This window comes from Gordonia sp. AC31, from assembly GCF_031844505.1.
Lineage (GTDB): Bacteria > Actinomycetota > Actinomycetes > Mycobacteriales > Mycobacteriaceae > Gordonia > Gordonia hongkongensis.
Map to the genome: position 1 here is coordinate 392705 of NZ_JAUZVK010000001.1, position 15862 is coordinate 408566.

The 15862-nt window shown below is 69.1% G+C and carries 14 protein-coding genes and 1 pseudogene; 6 read left to right on the forward strand and 9 right to left on the reverse strand.

Annotated elements, in window-relative coordinates:
• Positions 1 to 65 precede the first annotated feature (65 nt).
• On the reverse strand, positions 66 to 1280 hold the full coding sequence (locus Q9R39_RS01840) for a DoxX family membrane protein (protein WP_311277013.1): 1215 nt from the start codon (positions 1278 to 1280) through the stop codon (positions 66 to 68).
• Positions 1281 to 1388: 108 nt separating this feature from the next.
• Here Q9R39_RS01840 and Q9R39_RS01845 point away from each other — a divergent pair, with 108 nt between their 5' ends.
• Positions 1389 to 2582 (forward strand): PQQ-dependent sugar dehydrogenase, encoded by a 1194-nt coding sequence (locus Q9R39_RS01845; RefSeq protein WP_388031272.1) that lies wholly within the window; start codon positions 1389 to 1391, stop codon positions 2580 to 2582.
• Between the two features lie 295 nt (positions 2583 to 2877).
• On the opposite strand, the gene gatB is transcribed toward Q9R39_RS01845, so the two are convergent.
• Positions 2878 to 4383: an Asp-tRNA(Asn)/Glu-tRNA(Gln) amidotransferase subunit GatB gene (gatB, locus tag Q9R39_RS01850; RefSeq protein WP_311277014.1), complete on the reverse strand. Its 1506-nt coding sequence runs from the start codon at positions 4381 to 4383 to the stop codon at positions 2878 to 2880.
• Between the two features lie 131 nt (positions 4384 to 4514).
• On the opposite strand from gatB, the pseudogene Q9R39_RS01855 reads away from it, so the two are divergent.
• Positions 4515 to 4750, forward strand: a pseudogene (locus Q9R39_RS01855) (PspC domain-containing protein).
• A 15-nt stretch (positions 4751 to 4765) separates the two neighbouring features.
• Here the strand turns inward: Q9R39_RS01855 and Q9R39_RS01860 are convergent.
• The 3 genes from Q9R39_RS01860 to Q9R39_RS01870 all read right to left on the reverse strand — a co-directional run bounded on the left by Q9R39_RS01860 (position 4766) and on the right by Q9R39_RS01870 (position 7842).
• Positions 4766 to 5800 (reverse strand): 6-phosphofructokinase, encoded by a 1035-nt coding sequence (locus Q9R39_RS01860; RefSeq protein WP_137809003.1) that lies wholly within the window; start codon positions 5798 to 5800, stop codon positions 4766 to 4768.
• A gap of 89 nt (positions 5801 to 5889) precedes the next feature.
• Positions 5890 to 6540, reverse strand: coding sequence for a response regulator transcription factor (locus Q9R39_RS01865; RefSeq protein WP_065632692.1), 651 nt, complete (start codon positions 6538 to 6540; stop codon positions 5890 to 5892).
• 9 nt (positions 6541 to 6549) lie between these two features.
• Complete coding sequence (locus Q9R39_RS01870; protein WP_269553327.1) at positions 6550 to 7842, reverse strand: histidine kinase; 1293 nt, start codon at positions 7840 to 7842, stop codon at positions 6550 to 6552.
• A 166-nt stretch (positions 7843 to 8008) separates the two neighbouring features.
• On the opposite strand from Q9R39_RS01870, the gene Q9R39_RS01875 reads away from it, so the two are divergent.
• Together Q9R39_RS01875 and Q9R39_RS01880 are read left to right on the forward strand one after the other, a co-directional pair.
• Positions 8009 to 8710: a hypothetical protein gene (locus Q9R39_RS01875; RefSeq protein WP_396275635.1), complete on the forward strand. Its 702-nt coding sequence runs from the start codon at positions 8009 to 8011 to the stop codon at positions 8708 to 8710.
• Positions 8707 to 9954 (forward strand): alpha/beta-hydrolase family protein, encoded by a 1248-nt coding sequence (locus tag Q9R39_RS01880; RefSeq protein WP_058252152.1) that lies wholly within the window; start codon positions 8707 to 8709, stop codon positions 9952 to 9954. The genes Q9R39_RS01875 and Q9R39_RS01880 overlap by 4 nt, the downstream gene beginning before the upstream one ends.
• 46 nt (positions 9955 to 10000) lie before the next feature.
• On the opposite strand, the gene gatA is transcribed toward Q9R39_RS01880, so the two are convergent.
• A complete protein-coding gene (gene gatA, locus Q9R39_RS01885; RefSeq protein ID WP_058252153.1) occupies positions 10001 to 11521 on the reverse strand; it encodes an Asp-tRNA(Asn)/Glu-tRNA(Gln) amidotransferase subunit GatA in 1521 nt (506 codons plus the stop codon).
• On the reverse strand, positions 11518 to 11829 hold the full coding sequence (gene gatC, locus Q9R39_RS01890) for an Asp-tRNA(Asn)/Glu-tRNA(Gln) amidotransferase subunit GatC (RefSeq protein ID WP_058252154.1): 312 nt from the start codon (positions 11827 to 11829) through the stop codon (positions 11518 to 11520). Before gatC ends, gatA begins: the two co-directional genes overlap by 4 nt.
• A 179-nt stretch (positions 11830 to 12008) precedes the next feature.
• Here gatC and Q9R39_RS01895 point away from each other — a divergent pair, with 179 nt between their 5' ends.
• On the forward strand, positions 12009 to 12677 hold the full coding sequence (locus Q9R39_RS01895) for a hypothetical protein (RefSeq protein WP_058252155.1): 669 nt from the start codon (positions 12009 to 12011) through the stop codon (positions 12675 to 12677).
• A gap of 34 nt (positions 12678 to 12711) precedes the next feature.
• A complete protein-coding gene (locus Q9R39_RS01900; RefSeq protein ID WP_058252156.1) occupies positions 12712 to 13227 on the forward strand; it encodes an O-acetyl-ADP-ribose deacetylase in 516 nt (171 codons plus the stop codon).
• 7 nt (positions 13228 to 13234) lie between these two features.
• On the opposite strand, the gene ligA is transcribed toward Q9R39_RS01900, so the two are convergent.
• Together ligA and Q9R39_RS01910 are read right to left on the reverse strand one after the other, a co-directional pair.
• On the reverse strand, positions 13235 to 15325 hold the full coding sequence (ligA, locus tag Q9R39_RS01905) for an NAD-dependent DNA ligase LigA (protein ID WP_058252157.1): 2091 nt from the start codon (positions 15323 to 15325) through the stop codon (positions 13235 to 13237).
• 137 nt (positions 15326 to 15462) lie between these two features.
• On the reverse strand, positions 15463 to 15849 hold the full coding sequence (locus Q9R39_RS01910) for an MmcQ/YjbR family DNA-binding protein (protein WP_058252158.1): 387 nt from the start codon (positions 15847 to 15849) through the stop codon (positions 15463 to 15465).
• Positions 15850 to 15862 lie beyond the last annotated feature (13 nt).

Consider the following 15862-nt stretch of genomic DNA (forward strand, 5'->3'; position numbering starts at 1 on the left):
CAGCACAGAGTGCGGGGGACGTATCGGATTCCGATACGTCCCCCGCGTTCTGTGTCGGTGCCGACTCAGATGAGCGGGTTGCTCCCGTTGGCCAGGACCCAGACCGCGACGGCTGCCGCCACGCCGACGATGAGCCAGAGGAACGAGCCGACGAACGGCCGTCGCGCCCAACCCCGTGGATAGTCGAGTGAGTACAGACCCGGGCCGGTCAGGATGACGACCGCCGCGGCCACCGCGAGGAAGAGCTCGAACTCGACCCCGCCGGCGGCGGCGAAGAACGAGAAGCCATCGGCCATCGACATCTTGTAGGCCGCGGCGACGAGCATGGTGCCGAGGATCGCCGACGCCCCGATCGGGGTCAGCAGCCCGAGGATCACCATCAGTCCACCGATCGTCTCCGACAGCGCACCGACGATCGCGAGGATCTGGGCGTAGTCGGCGGTGAAGCCGGCGTCGACGAGCATGGACTCGAAGCCGCTCAACCGCGGACCGTTCCACAACCCGAAGAGCTTCTGCAGGCCGTGCGCACCGACCAGGCCGCCGAGCGCAACACGCAACAGCAGCAAACCCAGGTCGATGGTGCCGCGCCGCGATTTCGCGAGCGCGTCCTCGAGGTCGTCGTCGGCCCCGGCACCGCGCCGATCATCGGTGTCGTCGTCGGTTCGGCGCCGCCCGAACCGACGTCGACCGCGCGGCTCGTCGTCGAGCACTTCGGTGTCGGACGCGGCGTCGTGCGCTCGGGCGCGGGAGATCAGATCGTCGTCGTCATCGACGAAGTCGTAGCGCGCGGTGCCGACCGGCGGCAGGGCGGGCTCCGGGGTGGTGACCGCGTCGTCGGCGGTCTGCACGCGCGCGGGGCCGGGCTGTTTGGCGAACTGTACGGTCTCGAAGTCGTCATCGGACGGTGCACCCGTTCCGGCGGCAGGCCGTGAGGTCGCCGCGACCGGTCGCGTCGGCGCCGGGCCGGGCCGAGGAGTCGCGGCCGGACCAGCGGCGACCGAACGGGTCTCGACGTCGCCGGGATCGAGGTCGTCGAGATCGTCCACCCGGGAGTAGGGGGCCGGCGACCGCCGGGCGTGCCGGTTGTAGAAGTCGTCTCGGTCGGTCACCGCGGGTGGCGTCGGCGGGCCGGCGTCGGGACTCGAACTGCCCGCCCCGGGTCCCGTGCCGGGTGCGCCGGTCGCGCCGCCCGGGACCGGGATCTGTCCGGTCGGTTCGTCGTAGGGGCTCGTCGCCGGTGTGTCGCGCTCGCTGGTGCCCGACGTGTCGCGTTCGCTCACACGCCCGACTCTAGAGGCTCGCGGACTGCGGTCACCGGACCCCGACGGGGTGAGTCGGGGCACCACGCTCGGGGCACCGCCACCCGGAGCACCATTACTGTGGACGGCATGTGGAAGGGGCGCCCGACGGGCACGCGCGACGATGCCCGGACGAGTTCAGCCGCGACGGCGGACCGCCGGGTGTGGGCCCGGTGGCGAGTGCTGGTGACGTTGCTGACGGCGGTCGTGGTGCTGGTCGGCGGCTGCGCGGACTTCAGCGCCCAGGACAATCAACGCGAGGCGGGTGCGTTCAGCCCCAACAACCGGCCGAGCGGCCAGCCCGAACCGACGCCACCGCCGGAGACCCCGCGCGAGACGCAACCGCCACCGACCGGCCCGTGCGTCGACCCCGACCCCGCGGTGATCGCGACGTGCCTCGCGTCCACCGGCGGTGTGATGCCCGGCGACGAGCAGGGCGAGGTCACCGTGGTCGCCGAACGTACGACCGGCAAGATCATCACAACCAAACGCTACGGGCCTGCCCGGACCCTGGGAGAGACGCCGGTCGATGCGTCCGGTGACGGCGGTCTGATCGATTTCGCCTACTCCCCCACCTATTCTCAGGACCGGTTGATCTACGCCTACATCACGACCCCGTCGGACAACCGCATCGTCCGCCTGGCACCGGGAGACGTGCCCAAGCCGATCCTGACCGGCATCCCCAAGGGCGCCACCGGGAACATGGGCGCGATGTACTTCCGGTCGCCGACCGAACTCGTCGTCGCCACCGGCAATGCGGGGAATCCCGCGGCCGCGGACGATCCGTCGTCCCTCGCCGGCAAGGTACTGCTGGTGACCTCGTTCACCTCTGGCGACGGCCCTCGGCCGGCGATCCTCGCATCCGGCTTCGGGTCGTCGGTGGCGTTGTGTCCCAACGCTTCCACCGGGACGGTCTACGTCGCCGACCAGACGGCCACCGAGGATCGCGTGCAGGTGCTCGAAGAAGGCGGACCAAAGGTGCTGTGGACGTGGCCGGACCGGCCGCAGATCGCGGGTTGCGGGGTCGCCGGCGGCAGCATCTTCGTTTCGACGACGCGCACCCAACGGATCGAGGCCATCAACGAGCCCACTCGCGAGGAGCCGACGATCACCGCTCCTGCTGTCGTGCTCGACCGGCGGTACGGTGCCCTGGGCCGGATGGCCGCGCTCCCCAACGGGCTGCTGCAGGTGGCGACCGTCAACAAGGAGGTGGGTTCAGCGAAGCCCACCGACGATCGCGTGTTCCGCTTCCTGCCCTCCGGCGGTGGCAACGACCGGACGTGACCGGGACGCGCCCTTCAAGGCTCGTCGACCTCGACGCGCTCCTTCGTCGCTTGCTCGGCCCGGCGGCGTGCGCTCCCCGCACCTCAGTAACTGCGGCCGGGCGGCCGTCGTGGATCGTGAAAGAACACTCTTGAGCGTCCACATCTCTGCTCCCTGAGGTGCGAGCGAAGCGAGCCACGAAGGGCTCCGCAACCTGTCTCACCAGGCCCTTCGTGGCTCGTCGCTGGCGCTCCTCGCACCTCAGGGAGCAATGGTTGTGTCGTCTTTCGGATCAGGGAGCAGAGGGGCTGCGCCGTCAGGAACAGGCCGCGATGACGAGTTCTTTGACGCGGGCCGGGTCTGCTTGTCCGCGAGTCGCTTTCATGACGTCTCCGACGATCTTGCCGGCGGCCTGGACCTTCCCGCCGCGGATCTTGTCGGCGATGTCGGGGTTGGCGGCGAGCGCGTCGTCGACCGCCTTTTGGAGCGCGGAGTCGTCCCGAACCACCTCGAGGCCGCGGTCGGCAACGATCTGGGCGGGCTCACCCTCACCGTCGAGGACGGCGGTCGCGACCTGCTGCGCCAGCTTGGTCGTGAGTTTGCCCTCGTCGACCAGTCCGATGATCTCGGCGACCTGCGCCGGCGTGATGGACAGGTCGGCGAGTTCGACTCCGCGAGAATTGGCCTGCTGCGCAAGGAAGGACACCCACCAGCCGCGCGCCGCTTCGGGTGCTGCCCCGGCGTCGACGGTGGCGATGATGAGATCGACCGCGCCGACGTTGACGAGGTCACGCATGACCTCGTCGGAGACTCCCCAGTCCTCCTGGATGCGGGCGCGACGTAGCCACGGCAGCTCGGGCAGGTTCGCCCGCAACTCCTCGATCCACGCCGAATCCGGCTGCACCGGAGGTAGATCCGGCTCCGGGAAGTAACGGTAGTCCTCGGCGGTCTCCTTGCGGCGCCCGGCCGACGTGGTGCCGTCGGTCTCGTGGAAGTGCCGCGTCTCCTGGACGATCTCGCCCCTGGCCTGGAGGATGGCGGCCTGACGGCGCATCTCGTAGCGAACCGCCACCTCGACGCTCTTGAGCGAGTTGACGTTCTTGGTCTCGGTGCGCGTACCGAATTCGGTGGCGTCCTTCGTCTTCAGCGACAGGTTCACATCGCAGCGCATCGACCCCTGGTCCATACGCACGTCCGACACGTCCAGCGACTTGAGCAGGTCGCGCAGCGCCGACACGTAGGCCCGGGCGACCTCGGGCGCGCGTTCCCCCGCGCCCTCGATGGGCCGCGTCACGATCTCGACGAGCGGCACACCGGCGCGGTTGTAGTCGAGCAGCGAATGACTCGCGCCGTGGATTCGACCCGTCGAGCCGCCGATGTGCAGCGACTTGCCGGTGTCCTCCTCCATGTGGGCGCGCTCGATCTCGACCCGCCAGGTGGTACCGTCGCCGAGCACGACGTCGAGGAAACCGTCGTAGGCGATCGGCTCGTCGTACTGCGAGATCTGGTAGTTCTTCGGCTGATCCGGGTAGAAGTAGTTCTTCCGCGCGAAGACGCTCGACGGCCGGATGGAGCAGTTCAGCGCGAGGCCGATGCGGATCGCGGACTCGATGGCCTTGGCGTTGGCGACCGGGAGCGAACCCGGCAGTCCGATACACACCGGGCACACCTGGGTGTTCGGGTCGGCGCCGAACTCGGTGGGGCACCCGCAGAACATCTTGGTCGCGGTGCCCAGCTCGACGTGCACCTCGAGACCCATCACCGGATCGAATGCGGCAAGCACCTCGTCGTAGTCCAACAGGTCGACGGCTGCGGAAGTCATAGCGGCCAGTTTATGCGGCGATATCCCAGGGGCACGTTCAGGGTGATCACCGATGCCGGGAGCCGGACCCGCTCCTAGCGTGGATGTCACCGGCGAACGACGCCGGACCACAATCCACACAGGAGGACGAGATGACCACCCCACAACCCGCCGGCACCGGCCCCCGCCTGATGCGCTCGCGCACGAACTCGTGGCTGGGCGGCGTCTGCGGCGGCATCGCCCAGCGCTGGGGGTGGGATCCGACGCTCATCCGCGTCCTGTTCGTTCTGTCGATCCTCTTTCCCGGCCCCAGGTGCTGATCTACCTGGCGCTCTGGATCATCATCCCTCGCGAACCGGTTGCGTCGGCGGTGTCGCCTGTCGTCTGACGCGCGGCCGCGATCTCACCCGAAGATGACCCGGATCTCCTTGTACTGATCCAACGGCACCGTCTTCAGTTCACCAAGTGCCTCGTCGAAGGTGATGCGTGCGATCTCGGTGCCGTGCAGCGCGACCATCTGCCCCCAGCCCTTCTCGGCGACGAGGTCGGCGGTCGCCATCCCCATGCGGGTCGCGAGCACCCGGTCGTAGGCCGACGGCACGCCGCCGCGCTGGATGTGGCCGAGGATGGTGGCCCGGGTCTCGATCCCGGTCCGCTCCTCGATGAGCGGGGCGAGCACCTCCCCCACACCACCGAGTCGGGGACGGTTGAAACCGTCGAGGCCCTTGGTGGAGTACGCCTCCTTCATCTCCGGGAGCTTGAACCCCTCGGCGACGACGACCATCGGCGAACGCCCGCGCGACTTGACGCTGGTGACCCAGGCACAGATCTGGTCGAGACTCTCGGGGTTCTCCGGGATCAGGATGACGTGGGCGCCGCCGGCGATCCCGGAGTGCAGGGCGATCCAGCCCGCGTGGCGACCCATGACCTCGAGGACCATGCACCGCTTGTGCGAGTTGCCGGTGGTGCGGAGGCGGTCGATGGCCTCGGTCGCGATCTCCACCGCGGTGTTGAACCCGAAGGTGTAGTCGGTGGCGGCGATGTCGTTGTCGATGGTCTTGGGAACCCCGACGATGTTGATGCCGTCGTCGAACAACCGCTTCGACGCCGCCGCCGTGCCCTCGCCGCCGATCGCGATCACGCCGTCGATCTCGAGGTTCTTCAGCACCTTCTTGATGTTCTCGGGACCGCCGTCGGGTTCGGAGTAGGGACCGAACCGGCTCGTGCCGAGAATGGTGCCGCCCTGGTTCGACAGGCCGCGGACCGTCGACCGGTTCAATTCGACGATGTCGCCGTAGACCAGTCCGGCCCAGCCGTCCCGGAAGCCGACGAACTCGTGGCCGTACACCGTCTCACCCTTGAGCACTGCGCCGCGGATGACCGCGTTCAGTCCGGGGCAGTCTCCCCCGGACGTCAGAATGCCGAACCTCTTGGCCACTGGTGAGACCACCCTCCCTGTCGTCATCGGTCAACCTGCCCGAGCAACCCCAATCTAGTGCCCCGGCGAGCCCGGCGCTGGTCGCGAAATCACTTGATGCCGTTCTCGTAGGCGAACACGACGGCCTGCGCCCGATCCCGGAGCCGGAGCTTGTTCAGGAGACTGCTCACATGGGTCTTCACCGTCTGCTCGGTCACGAACAGGTCCGCGCCGATCTCGGCGTTGGACTTGCCGTCGGCCACCAGGTCGAGCACCTCGCGCTCCCGTGGGGTGAGCGTGTCGAGCTTCTGATCCCGCGCCGGCCGCCGGCGCCTGGCGGTGACCTCGGTGATCAGCCGCCGTGTGATCGACGGTGCCAGCAACGCCTCACCCGCGGCCACGACGCGGACCGCTCGCACCAGCTCATCGGCGGGCGCATCCTTCAGCAAGAATCCCGATGCCCCTATGCGCAGCGCCTCGTACACGTAGTCGTCGATGTCGAAGGTCGTCAGCATCAACACGCGCGTGGGTGGTTCGGCAGACGACGCGAGTATCTGCTCCGCGGCCCACAGTCCGTCCTTGCGCGGCATCCGCACATCCATCAGCACGACGTCGGGACGCACCCGACGACACACCTCGACGGCCTCGACCCCGTCGGCGGCATCGCCGAGGACCGAGAGGTCGGGTTGCGCGGCGAGCAGCGCCGAAAAGCCCTGACGCACCATGGCCTGGTCATCTGCGATGACTACGGTGATCGGCACGCCGTCACGCTACCGTCGTCGCGACGACGGCTCACCGGAACCCGTGGAGGTCACGACCGGCTCGGGCACGACCACGTCCCGGCGCGGCGTCGCCGGGATGCGAGCCCGCACCGCGAACCCGCCGGTCGATGTGGGGGTGGCGACCAGTGAACCACCCACCGCCTGAGCGCGATCGATCATCCCGGGGATACCCACTCCGCTCCCGCCGATCTGCAATGGTTCAGCGGTCGCGGCCGTGTTGACCACGGCGACGTCGACGAGATCGCCCTCCCCGTGCGTCACCTCGACGTCCACGCGCCCGCCGGGGGCGTGCCGGGTGGCGTTGGCGAGCGACTCCTGCACGATCCGATAGATCACCAGCGCGGCCGATTCACCGACGTCGTCGGCGTCGATGGCCAGGTTCAGCACGACCTCGGCACCCGCGCGGCGCGTCTCGGTGACCAGCGAATCGAGTTCGGCCAGGCCGGGATTGGGTGCTGCCGAAGCATCCGCACCCTCGACGCGCAGGACCCCGAGCAACTGCCGGACCTCGTCGAGGGACGTACGTGCCGCCTCCGCAATGGCGTCGAACTCCGCTGCGGCAGAAGGGCTCACATCCGGCAGGCGATATCTGGCGGTCTGTGACATCACGACCACCATCGACATCCGGTGAGCGACCACATCGTGCAGGTCCCGGGCGATGCGCGCCCGCTCCTGGAGTACGGCCGCCTCGGCTTCGGCGGCCTCGGTCTGCTCGGTGCGCACCGCCAACTGCCGTCGCGAAGCCATCAGTCCGCGCAGCAACGCGACCAGGACCGCGAGCACCGAGATCCCGAAGACCCACCCGACGCGCGCGGTCGGTTGCACGGCGAAGGCAATGACGATCGACGTCGAGACCCAGACCACCGGAATCCATCGCAGCGGGCACTTGAGGAAGGCCATGAACGTGAGGACCAGCAGTTCGATCAGGTGGGTGACCTGGATCGTCAGCTCCCACCCGCCCCGGGTCGGGACGACGATGCCGATGAGCTGGGCGGAGACCACCGAGATCGCCCACCCCAGCAACGGGGCCGACCACGCGAGGGCGATCGGCAGGGCCGCAAAGGCAGCGACCACGGGTAGCACGAACACCGGCATCGAGTGGGTGATCGGCAGCGTCGGCCACGCAACCGAGTACATGACCAGTGCGACGAACAGAAAGAACCAGTTGAGGCGCGACGAGAAGTAGTGGCGCACCGCGGGGTCCTGGGCCACCGGGGCGGTCGAGGCCCATTCGAGTGAGGACGCCCCCACCGCGCGGAGCTTCTTGCGGTATCCGAACATGCCCTCACCCTAGGCTCGGCGACCACTCGAGGACCTCATACTTCCGAGGGAGACGACCCGATACCGTCGTAGCGGTTCGACGCCGCCGAACCGGCCTGGGGACGAGGCGTGGCCGGTCCCGCGGAGCGATGTGCCGGCCGGATCCGGCCTCATAGCGTCGGTGACCATGACCGAATCAGAGAACATCCGAAAGCCTGGGTCGGACAACGACTTACACCAACACCGCGACCTTCCCGCCCACACTCGCCGGCAACGGTGGCGGTGGTGGGCGGCGATGCTCACCCTGGCCGTGGTCGTCACCGGCCAGTGGATCTCGACCGCACACGCCGTCGCGGGCCCCCTCCTCGCGGCAACGAGCACGACGGTGACGGCACCGGCGGAGGATGCCGGCAATCCCTACGCGGCCGTGGTCGTCGCCCTCGTGGGACCGCACCCGGCCACCGCGCTGGCGTCCCTTCCGCAGGCCTTCGTCGTGGCGCAGGGCTACTCACCGCGGATCGTCGACGGATACCCGGTCGACCCGGATGGGGACTGCTCGTCGCCGGTCCCCTTGCCAGAGCACTTCACCCCGCTGTGCCGCACCCATGATCTCGGCTACGACCTGTTGCGGGCGGCGCAGCGGAACGGCACCCCACTCGGAGCCTGGGCCCGGATCGCGCTGGACCGCATGCTGATCGACCGGATGTACGCCTCCTGCCGGACAGCTGCCTGCACGACTGCCACGCACGGCGCTCGAATCGGGTTGGCGTGGAACACGTGGCGCCAGTACGGCGGCCCCCCGGCCCGGGGCGAGTCGTTGTCGGCCTTGGTCCACACGACCGTCGAGCGTGCCCTGGTCGATCCCGACGAGCGCGAGGTGCGGCGATGACGAAGCACCGAGACGCCCGTTGCCTGCGTGACGGCCCGTTCCGATCGTGGCCGCATCCCGCGATCAGTGTCGCGGTGACCCTCGGTTACCTCATCGCGGTCTATCCGGGCACCCTGCCCCGGGACGCGACGACGACCGCGATCGTGACCGCGGCATTGAGCGCGCTGGGTGCGATCATCGGGATGATCGCCGCCCGGCGCAGTCGGCGACAGCCGGACGACCAGGCACGGCGCGTCGTGTTCGGCTCCTGCCTGGTGATCCTCGGATGCGCGGTCGGCGTGGCGGTCTGGTGGCAGAACCTCATCCGTGCGGCGGTCGACGTCGCACCCCTCGGGCCCGGATGGGTGGCGGCGGCCACGATCCCGCCCGCCGTCCTCGTCCTGGCGATCGTCGCCGTCCCGCGTAGCTGCGCTCTGCTCGCGGCCGGCGCAGTCGCCCTCACGGCGGGACTGCTGGCACCCGCCGACGCCGGCGCCGACGAACAGCCGGTGCCGGCGTCGTCGACGACGGTGGCGACGCATTCGGACGTCCTGGCCCGCGGGGAGCTGAACACCGATGGATTCGACCGCGCCGCTGCACAACTCGTGCGGACGTGGACGCGTTCGGGCGGACTGTCGACACGGGCGGTCGTGGTCGCGGTGCCGACCGGATCGGGATGGATCGACCCGGCAGCTGTCGACGGTTTCGAGAGCCGGTTCGCCGGCGACGTCCGGGTTCTCGCACTCCCCTACGACGACGTGCCGTCGTGGCAGGCCTTCGTGTCCGACCGCTCCCGATCGGCGGACTCGGCGATCGCGGTGGTGTCAGCACTGGCGGCCGTCCTCGACGGTGTTCCCGACCGCGAACGTCCGCGGGTGATCCTCTACGGGCAGAGTCTCGGTGCCGTGGGCGCCGACGCCGCCCGGGTATGGCTGGAGAACGAGCGCCCCGCTCTGCTCGACGAGACCGTGCTGGTCGCGCCGCCGGCGGGCACCGTCGCCCCGGATTCCCGCACCTCGCGAACGGTTCTCGCCAATTCCAGCGACCCCGTCGTGCGCTGGTCACCCGCCGGACTGTGGAGGCCGCACCGCGCGACCGAGGACACCCACATCCGCGGTCCGCGGGTCCCGTCGGCGCCGTGGCTACCCGTGGTCAGTTTCGTACAGACAAGCATCGACCTTCTCGGCGCACTCGACGGTGCGGCCGGGGTCGGCCACCGGTACGGGTCCGAACAGTCCGGACCGCCGCAGCCGATGCGGAATTGACAGCCCCGCGACGGCGTGCACCGAGGACGGCACGCCGCCCCGGTCGTCAGACGATCGGCCCCCGAGCCGCTTCGTACGACGCTCCCACGCGGTACAGCCGGTCGTCGGCCAGGGCGGGCGCCATGATCTGCAGCCCGACGGGCATGCCGTCGTCGACCGACAGCCCCGACGGCACCGACATCGACCCGATGCCGGCGAGGTTCACCGGCAGCGTGCACAGGTCGAACAGGTACATCGCGAGTGGGTCGTCGACCTTCTCCCCGATCGGGAACGCGGTGGTCGGCGTGGTCGGCGAGATGAGCACGTCGACCTTCTCGAAGGCGGTGGCGAAGTCACGCGCGATCAGGGTGCGCACCTTCTGCGCCTGACCGTAGTAGGCGTCGTAGTAGCCCGAGGACAACGCGTAGGTCCCGATCATGATGCGGCGCTTGACCTCTGGACCGAATCCCTGCTCCCGGGACAGAGCCATGACCTCATCGGCCGAATGCGAGCCGTCGTCGCCGACCCGCAGTCCGTAGCGCATCGCGTCGAACCGCGCGAGGTTCGACGACACCTCCGACGGGAGGATGAGGTAGTAGGCGCCCAGCGCGTAGGTGAAGTGCGGACAGCTGACCTCGACCACCTCGGCGCCGCGCTCCTCGAGGAGCTTGACGGCCTGGTGGAAAGAGTCGAGCACGCCGGACTGGTAGCCCTCGCCCTGCAGTTCGGTGACGACACCGATCCGGACGCCGGCGAGATCCCGCTCGGCCCCTTCGCGGGCGGCCGAGACGACGTCGGGCACCGGCACATCGATCGAGGTCGAGTCCCGCGGGTCGTGCCCGGCGATGATCTCGTGCAGCATCGCGGTGTCGAGGACGGTACGGCCACACGGGCCGCCCTGGTCGAGCGACGAGGCGCACGCCACGAGCCCGTAGCGCGAGACCGTGCCGTACGTGGGCTTGACGCCGACCGTCGCGGTGACCGCGGCCGGCTGCCGGATCGAGCCCCCGGTGTCGGTACCGATCGCCAGCGGGGCCTGGTACGAGGCCAGCGCGGCGGCGCTGCCACCCCCCGAACCACCCGGGATCTTGCTGGGATCCCACGGGTTCCGGGTGAGCTGGTAGGCGGAGTTCTCGGTCGAGCTGCCCATCGCGAACTCGTCCATGTTGGTCTTGCCCAGGATCGGGATGCCCGCGGCGCGCAGGCGTGCGGTGACCGTGGCGTCGTAGGGCGGAACCCAACCCTCGAGAATCTTGGAGCCGCACGTGGTGGGTGCGTCGGTGGTGGTGAAGACGTCCTTGAGGGCGATCGGTACACCCGCGAGGGCCGACGGGGCGTCCCCGGCGGCGATCGCGTCGTCGGCGGCCTTCGCGGCGACCAGCGCTTCGGCGCCACTGACGTGGAGGAACGCGCCGAGTTGGTCGTCGATCTCGGCGATGCGGTCGAGGTGGGCCTGGGTGACCTCCACCGAGCTGACCTCGCGGGCACCGATCCGGGTGGCGAGTTCGGCGGCGGACAATCCGGTCAGATCACCGTCGGGACGCGGCGCGGCGACATGGGATCCGGGGGCGCTGGAATCGGGACTCACTGCTCTTCTCCCAGGATCTGCGGAACCGCGAAACGGTCCTGCTCGACGGCCGGTGCACCGGACAGCGCGGCTTCGGTCGTCAGACCCGGGACGACGACATCGGGGCGCAGCACATTCGCCAGTTCGGCCGGGTGGGCCGTGCCGGGCACGTCGTCGGCGGCCACTTCCGACACCGACGCGACGTGGGTCAGGATCGAGTCCAGCTGCTCGGCGTAGACATCGAGTTCGTCCTCGCTCAACGCCAGGCGCGACAGACGCGCCAGATGCGCGACTTCGTTGCGCGATATGGACTTCGGTTCGCCAGCCACCGCAGCGTCCTTCCTTCCATCACTGTTCGTTCGGGTCTCGTCGTCCCCGCCGTGTCGTCGACCGATGTCGTGTCGGCGTCTGGGCGACGTCTCCAGACTATGGGAACCCGCGACGACCGCTTCCCCCAGCCACCGGTTGGCAGCCGTGCACTGCGCGCCGCCCGCGCGTGGGTGCGAGAATGTCGCACGTGTCCTACCTGTTGCGGGTCTATCTCGAAGACCGGCCGGGCAGCCTCGGCGTGCTCGCCGTGCAGCTCGGCTCGGTCGGCGCAGACATCCTGTCCCTCGAGGTCGTCGAGCGCGGCAACGGTTACGCCGTGGACGACCTCGTCGTCGAGGTGGCGCCCGGGGCGCTGCCCGACAGCCTGATCACCGCGGCCGAGAAGGTCAACGGCGTCCGTGTCGACTCGATCCGCCCCTACTCGGGCGTGCTGGACACCCATCGTGAACTCGAGTTGGTCGATCAGGTGGCCACTGCCGGACGTGACCGGTTGCAGATCCTGGTGGACAACGCGCCCCGCGTCCTGCGCGTCTCCTGGGCGATGGTGGTCACACCGGCCAGCGGCGGCGTGCTGCAGCTCTTCGGCTCGTCCGGCGCCCCGGAGACCCCGCTGACCAGGGCGGACTGGCTACCGCTCGAGAGAGCCGTCGAGCTGGACGCCGACGGCGACTGGGTGCCCGGTGCCTGGCAGGACATGGACACCCGTCTCGCGGCGGCTCCCCTGGGATCGGAGTCGAGGGCGATCCTGCTCGGACGCATCGGCGGACCGGACTTCCGGCCGTCGGAGGTCGCCCGACTCGGTTATCTCGCCGGGATCGTCAGTACCGTGCTGCGCGCCGAGAGTTAGCCACAGCCGGTCGATCCGGAGGCATCATGGTCTGATGACGTCCATCACGTTGATACAGGGCGACATCACGACACAGTCGGTCGACGCGATCGTGAATGCCGCGAACTCCACACTGCTGGGCGGCGGCGGTGTCGACGGCGCGATCCACCGGCGGGGCGGCCCGGCGATCCTCGCCGAGTGCAAGGAGCTGCGGGCGGGCACCTACGAACGTGGACTACCTGTCGGCGAGGCCGTGGCCACCACGGCGGGAGACCTCGACGCACGTTGGGTCATCCACACGGTCGGACCGGTGCACTCCTACGACGAGGACCGCTCATCCCTGCTCGTCTCCTGCTACCGCGAGTCACTGCGCGTCGCAACCGAACTCGGTGCCACCACCATCGCCTTCCCGGCGATCTCGACCGGCGTCTACGGCTGGCCGATGGACGACGGCGCCCGCAAGGCGGTCGACACGGTGCGTGCCACGCTGCCGGAGACCTCGATCGAGGAGGTCCGTTTCGTCCTTTTCGACCAGCGTGCCTTCCGCGCGTTCGAGTCCGCTCTGGACTGATCGACGGTCACTCGGGGCTGCCGGTCTCCAGCAACTTCTTGAACGCGTCCTCGTCGAGCACCGGCACGCCGAGCTGTTCGGCCTTGTCGGCCTTGGTGCCCGGCGAATCCCCCACCACCACGTAGTCGGTCTTCTTCGACACCGAACCCGACGCCTTGCCGCCGCGTTGCAGGATCGCCTCCTTGGCCCCGTCACGGGAGAAGTCCACCAGCGAACCCGTCACGACGATCGTCTTGCCCTCGAGGGTCCGCGGGATCGACTCGTCGCGCTCGTCTTCCATGGAAACGCCTGCGGCGCGCCACTTCTCGACGATGTCTCGATGCCAGTCGACGGTGAACCAGTCGTGGATCGACTGGGCGAGGGTCATTCCCAACCCCTCGACGCCGGCGAGCTGGTCGATGTCGGCGGCCTCGATGGCCTCGAGGGAACCGAATTCGGTGGCGAGGGCGCGGGCGGCGGTGGGCCCGACATGGCGGATCGACAGCCCGACCAGCACGCGCCACAGCGCCACGTCCTTGGCTTTGTCGAGGTTCGCCAGCAACCGCTTGCCGTTGGCCGAGAGCGCCCCCGCCTTGGTGGTGAACAGATCCGTGCGGACCAGGTCCTCGGCCGTCAGCGAGAAGAGGTCACCCTCGTTGGTGAGCACCCCCGCCGACAGCAGGGCCGACGCGGCCTCGTAGCCGAGCGCCTCGATGTCGAAAGAACCCCGTCCGGCCAGGTGGAAGAGCCGCTCGCGCAACTGAGCCGGACAACTCTCCTGGTTCGGACAGCGGAGGTCGGCGTCGCTCTCCTTCTCCGGCCGCAGCGGCGTCTCGCAGGCCGGGCACAGTTCGGGCATCTCGAACTCCACCTCGGTGCCGTCGCGGAGATCGACGACCGGCCCGAGGACTTCGGGGATCACGTCCCCCGCCTTGCGGATCGTGACGGTGTCACCGATCAGCACACCCTTGCGCTTGACCTCCGAACCGTTGTGCAGGGTCGCACGCGAGACCGTGGACCCGGCGACGAGCACGGGTTCGAGAACTGCGAAGGGTGTGACCCGGCCCGTGCGTCCGACGTTGACCTGGATGTCGGAGAGCTTGGTGGTGGCCTCCTCGGGCGGGTACTTGTAGGCGATCGCCCACCGCGGCGCCCGCGAGGTGGAACCGAGGCGGCGCTGCACGGTGACGTCGTCGACCTTGACCACGATGCCGTCGATCTCGTGCTCGACGTCGTGACGGTGCTCGCCCCAGTAGGCGATCTTGTCGATGATCTCGTCGGCGCCGGACACCTTGGTGGTGTGGGTCGACACCGGCAGACCCCAGGCCCCGAGCGCCAGGTAGGCGTCGTGCAACGACTCCGGTCGCCAGCCCTCCGTGTGCCCGATCCCGTGACAGATCATCCGCAGCTTGCGACGGGCCGTGACCTGCGGATTCTTCTGCCGCAGCGAGCCGGCGGCCGAGTTGCGCGGATTCGCGAACGGCGGCTTGCCCTCCGCCACGAGCGAGGCGTTGAGCGCCTCGAAGTCCTCCACCCGGAAGAAGACCTCGCCACGCACCTCGAGGACCTCGGGAATCGGGTACTCCGCGGACTCGGTCAGGCGCATCGGGATGTCATCGATGGTGCGCGCGTTCAGTGAGACGTCCTCCCCGGTGCGTCCGTCGCCACGGGTGACACCTCGCTCGAGAACCCCGTTCCGGTAGACCAGCGCCAGGGCCACGCCGTCGATCTTGAGCTCGCAGAGGAAGTCGGCCCGGGCGCCGGCGTCGGCGACCACGCGGTCGACCCAGGCGCGCATCTCGTCGTGGTCGAAGACGTTGTCCAGCGACATCATTCGCTCGAGGTGGTCCACTGCGGAGAACGCCGTGGAGAAGCCGCCCCCGACGAGCTTGGTGGGTGAGTCGGCGGCCGCGAGTTCGGGATGCGCGCCCTCGAGCGCCTGCAGGCGTCGGAGGAGCAGATCGAACTCGCCGTCGGTGATGACCGGCGCGTCCTTCACGTAGTAGCGGAACTGGTGCTCGCGGATCTCCTCGGCGAGAGCGGTCCACTCCTCACGCAGGTCCGCCTCCGGCCCCGACTGCTCGGTGACCGGCTGACCCGACTCCGTTGTATCTGCCACGTTCCGAGGGTATCGGAGTGGTGGGACAGACCCAGCTCGTCAACCGATGCCTCGTTCGCGCGGTACTGCTTCCCTCCCGCTGATCGGATCCGATCAGCGGGACGGAGACGGGGCCGCGGGAGTTTCCGCGTCGACGATCACAACGGACCGAGCTTGGCCACCGACCGCTTCGGTGCGATCTGGCGGTAACTCGTGTCGAGGAGTTCGGCGACCTCGTCCCAGTCGGTCTCGTCGTCGAGGATCAGCCCCACCCAGCCGGCCGGGCCGAGGTAGGCGGGCAGGAAGAACCGCGGATCGTCCAGCAGCGCGGGCCGTTCGGAGTCGTCGGCGAGGACCAGGATCGATTGATCATGGCGCACCTTGCTGCCCTTGACGCCACCGCCGTAGTTGCCGAACATCTTGCCGCAGCGAAAGGTCGGGCGACCGTGCGCGACGACCTCGGTTGCGTCGGGCAGCGCGAGCGCGATCTCCCGTATGCGGCCCAGATAGGGATCCGCGTCGTCGAACATGATCGGGTGCGGCATACCGACGAGAATA